At 67.7% G+C, this 3,947-nt stretch carries 4 protein-coding genes; 3 read left to right on the top strand and 1 reads right to left on the bottom strand.

What is annotated here, in order from left to right:
• Together N4P33_RS33575 and N4P33_RS33570 are read left to right on the top strand one after the other, a co-directional pair.
• The coding region (locus N4P33_RS33575) for a hypothetical protein (RefSeq protein ID WP_260830710.1) at positions 1 to 182 on the top strand (182 nt) is incomplete at its 5' end.
• A complete protein-coding gene (locus tag N4P33_RS33570) occupies positions 179 to 2,119 on the top strand; it encodes a kelch motif-containing protein (protein ID WP_260830709.1) in 1,941 nt (646 codons plus the stop codon). The genes N4P33_RS33575 and N4P33_RS33570, both read left to right, overlap by 4 nt.
• A gap of 101 nt (positions 2,120 to 2,220) precedes the next feature.
• Here N4P33_RS33570 and N4P33_RS33565 read toward each other — a convergent pair whose 3' ends face one another.
• Complete coding sequence (locus N4P33_RS33565; protein ID WP_260830708.1) at positions 2,221 to 3,255, bottom strand: glycoside hydrolase family 6 protein; 1,035 nt, start codon at positions 3,253 to 3,255, stop codon at positions 2,221 to 2,223.
• 217 nt (positions 3,256 to 3,472) lie between these two features.
• Here N4P33_RS33565 and N4P33_RS33560 point away from each other — a divergent pair.
• Positions 3,473 to 3,947, top strand: a 475-nt coding sequence (locus N4P33_RS33560; RefSeq protein ID WP_260830707.1) for a DeoR family transcriptional regulator, incomplete at its 3' end; no start/stop codon positions are given.

Below are 3,947 nucleotides of genomic sequence, written 5' to 3'. Positions count from 1 at the left end.
GGACGCAGGCGCTGCCGCGGATGCCGCAGCCGCACACCGGCCACCCGCGGCAGGACCGGCCCAGCTGGGCCGGCTCGCACGGCGGACCGGGCGGACCCGGCGGGCCGGGCACCGGGAACGCCCCGGGCAATGACCAGACCATGCAGATCGCCCTTGGTGGACTTGGGGGACGTAAGGAATGAAGGACCGTGCAGGCCGCCGTCGCGCCCGTCGGATCGCGATAGGCACGGCGGTGGTACTCGCGCTGGCCGGAATGAACGGGCCGTGGCTGTACCGCTTCGGCACCGAGAAATACCACCAGTACAAGATCAACCAACCCGAGTACAAAGCCGCCAACGGCAAGTGGGAGATCGTCGAGTTTCCCGAGGAGTACCGGCAGAACACGATCCACGCGGCGCTGCTGCGCACCGGCAAGGTGCTGCTCGTCGCGGGGTCCGGCAACAACCAGGACAACTTCGACGCGAAGAAGTACGACACGCGGATCTGGGACCCGGTCAAGGGCACCATCAAGAAGGTCCCGACGCCGACCGACCTGTTCTGCACCGGCCACACCCAGCTCGCCAACGGCAATCTGCTGATCGCGGGCGGCACCAAGCGGTACGAGAAGCTCAAGGGTGACGTGAAGAAGGCGGGCGGCCTGATGGTCGTCCACAACGAGAACCCGGACAAGCCGATCACCATTCCGGCCGGCACCAAGTTCACCGGCAAGGAGAACGGCAAGACCTTCGTCTCGAAGGACCCGGTGCTCGTCCCGCGCGCCAAGAAGAACTTCGACAAGGAGACCGGCGAGTTCCTGGGCAACACCCCGGGCTACGGCCGCACCTACGTCGAGGCGCAGAAGGAAGGCGCCAAGTACGAGACGGGTACGCAGGACAACTACCGCATCGAGGGCCTGACCGGCGCCGACGCGCGCAACACGTACGGCATCGCCGAGAAGCTCGCCCTGGACAAGAAGGACTTCCAGGGCATCCGGGACGCCTACGAGTTCGACCCGGTCGCCGAGAAGTACATCAAGGTCGACCCGATGAAGGAGGCCCGCTGGTACCCGACGCTCACCACCCTGAGCGACGGCAAGATCCTCAGCGTCTCCGGCCTCGACGACATCGGCCAGCTGGTCCCGGGCAAGAACGAGATCTACGACCCGAAGACCAAGAAGTGGACCTACACCGAGAAGGTCCGTCAGTTCCCGACCTACCCGGCGCTGTTCCTGATGCAGAACGGCAAGATCTTCTACTCGGGTTCCAACGCGGGCTACGGACCTGACGACGTGGGCCGCGACCCGGGCGTCTGGGACGTGGAGACCAACAAGTTCACCAAGATCCCCGGGCTGAGCGATCCCAACATGATGGAGACGTCCGGCACGGTGCTGCTGCCGCCGGCGCAGGACGAGAAGTACATGGTGATCGGCGGCGGCGGGGTCGGCGAGTCCAAGCTGTCCAGCGAGAAGACCCGCCTCGTGGATCTGAAGGCCGACGACCCGAAGTTCGTGGACGGGCCGTCGCTGGACAAGGGCACGCGCTATCCGCAGGCCTCGATCCTGCCGAACGACGAGGTGCTGATCTCCGGCGGCTCGGAGGACTACCGCGGGCGCAGCGACTCGAACATCCTCGAGGCGCGGATCTACGACACCGAGAAGAACGAGTTGAAGCGGGTCGCCGATCCGCTGGTGGGCCGGAACTACCACTCCGGGTCGATCCTGCTGCCCGACGGGCGGGTGATGTTCTTCGGGTCCGACTCGCTGTACGCGGACAAGGCGAACACGAAGCCGGGGAAGTTCGAGCAGCGGATCGAGATCTACACGCCGCCGTATCTGTACGGGGACGGGGAGCAGCCGGATCTCTCCGGTGGGCCGAAGACGGTCGAGCGCGGTGCGTCGGCGACGTTCACGTCGAAGGACGCCGCGAAGATCAAGAAGGCTCGGCTGGTCCGGCCCAGCGCCTCGACCCACGTGACCGACGTCGACATGCGGTCCATCGCGCTGGACTTCGAGGCGGACGGCGACAAGCTGACCGTGACGGTGCCGAAGAACAAGAACCTGGTGCAGTCGGGTTGGTACATGCTGTTCGTGAGCGATGGGGAAGGTACGCCCAGTAAGGCTCAGTGGGTGCAGGTGCCGTAGTCGGCTGCGGCGCCGTGGGGGCTGGTCGCGCAGTTCCCCGCGCCCCTAAATGCGAGTTGGCCGCGCCCCTTCTTGAGGGACGCGGCCTTCTTTGTGTGCTTTTATTCGCTGGCTTTTGCCAGATCAAGGGCGTAATCCGCCCACCACTGGCCTGCCTTGGGGCCGCCCTTGCATTCGCCGTCGGACTCGCCGGGGCGCTTGACCCAGAGGTAGGCGTCGACCAAGGGGTCGGCGGTCTTCACCGTGGGGGTCTCGCCCAGGGCCCGGCCAGGAGGGTTGCACCAGCGTTCGTCCGCGGCGCCCTCGGTGTAGGGGCCGTTGCCGTTGCGGCTGGTGTCGATGACGAAGGGCTTGTTGCCGACCTTCGCCGAGAGCTGCTTGCCGTAGGCGATGGAGTCCTCGGTGGTGTAGAAGTTCGACACGTTCACCGAGAAGCCGTCGGCCTGGTCGATGCCGGCCCGCTTGAGCGGGTCGTAGATCTGGTCGGGGTTGCCCCAGCCGGCGTTGCCCGCGTCCAGGTAGACCTTGGTGTTCTTCAGGGCCGTGAGCTTCTGCACGGCGCCGCTCAGGAGGTCGTAGCGCTCCTCGTGGAACTGCTGCGGGGTGCAGCCGTCGACCAGGTGGAGGACCGCGTCGGGCTCCAGGATCACCGTGGCCGGGCGGTCTCCGATGCCCTTGGCCACGTCGTTCACGAAGTCGCGGTAGGCGTTGCCGTCGGCGGCGCCTCCTTGCGAGTACTGGCCGCAGTCGCGGTGCGGGATGTTGTAGAGGACCAGCAGGGCGGTGCGGCCCGTCTTGTCGGCGGCCTCGGTGTAGCCGCGGGCCTGCTCCTCGGGGTTCTCCGGGCTGATCCACTCGGCGACCGGCTGCTCGGCGATCTTGCGGATCTGCTCGGCCTCCTTCTCCTTGCCGTCGTGGATCAGTTCGGCGACCTTGCGGGCGGCGAGGCCGTCGGGGTTGACCCAGAAGGGGTTGGACTCCTTCGGCTGCTGCGTGATCTCCGCGCCGGCCGCCTCCGGCTCCTTCTCCTTGTCGCCGTCCGACGAGGAACACCCCGTCATCAGCAGTGCCGCCCCCAGCACCGCCGCGGACGCCCGCCTCCCCGCGAACGCCCCGACCCCCCTGTTGCCGTACATCCAACCCCCCTCGGGTGGACTCGTACCAAGTCTGATGAGCCTCAATCCTGACATACGGCTTCCGGCACCCACGAGGGCGAGCCGGTCCTTGTCCACCAGCCGTTACAGGCCGCTGAAGGAGTGCGAGGAGTGTGAGTGATTGATCAGATGACCTGGTCCTGATCAGTTATGCTCCCAGAGACAGCCGTAGACGCTTGTGGAAGCTTGGGGTGACTCGATGGCCGCTTCGGCGCACGACCGGCGTGCACGGATTCTCGACGTCGTGCGCGAGGCCGGGTCCATCCGGGTCGTGGAGCTCGCCGAGCGCCTCGGCATCCCCGCGGTCACGGTACGGCGTGATGTCGCCGCGCTCGCCGAGGACGGCAGCCTGCGCCGGACGCACGGCTCGGTGTCGCTCCCCGTCGGCGGGGAGGCCGGGGGCCAGGGGCGGGTGATCGGCATGCTGGTGCCGACCGTCGGCCAGTACTTCGACGAGGTGATCGCCGGGGCCGACGAGGCGGCGACGGCGGCCGGGGCGCGGGTGATCCTGGGGATCGCGCCGTACGGCGCCGGCAGCGACCGCGCGCAGGTCGAGCGGCTGCTGGAGTCGGAGGTCGACGGGCTGCTGCTGACGCCCGGCTGGACGCCCGGCGAAGGGCTGGTGGGCAGCGACTGGCTGGGCGAGCTGCCCGTGCCCGCCGTGCTGGCCGAGC

Origin of the sequence: Streptomyces sp. 15-116A, assembly GCF_025290915.1 — a bacterium.
GTDB lineage: Bacteria > Actinomycetota > Actinomycetes > Streptomycetales > Streptomycetaceae > Streptomyces.
The sequence above is the reverse complement of the archived record's forward strand: the minus strand, read 5'-3'. Positions and strand labels throughout refer to the sequence as shown.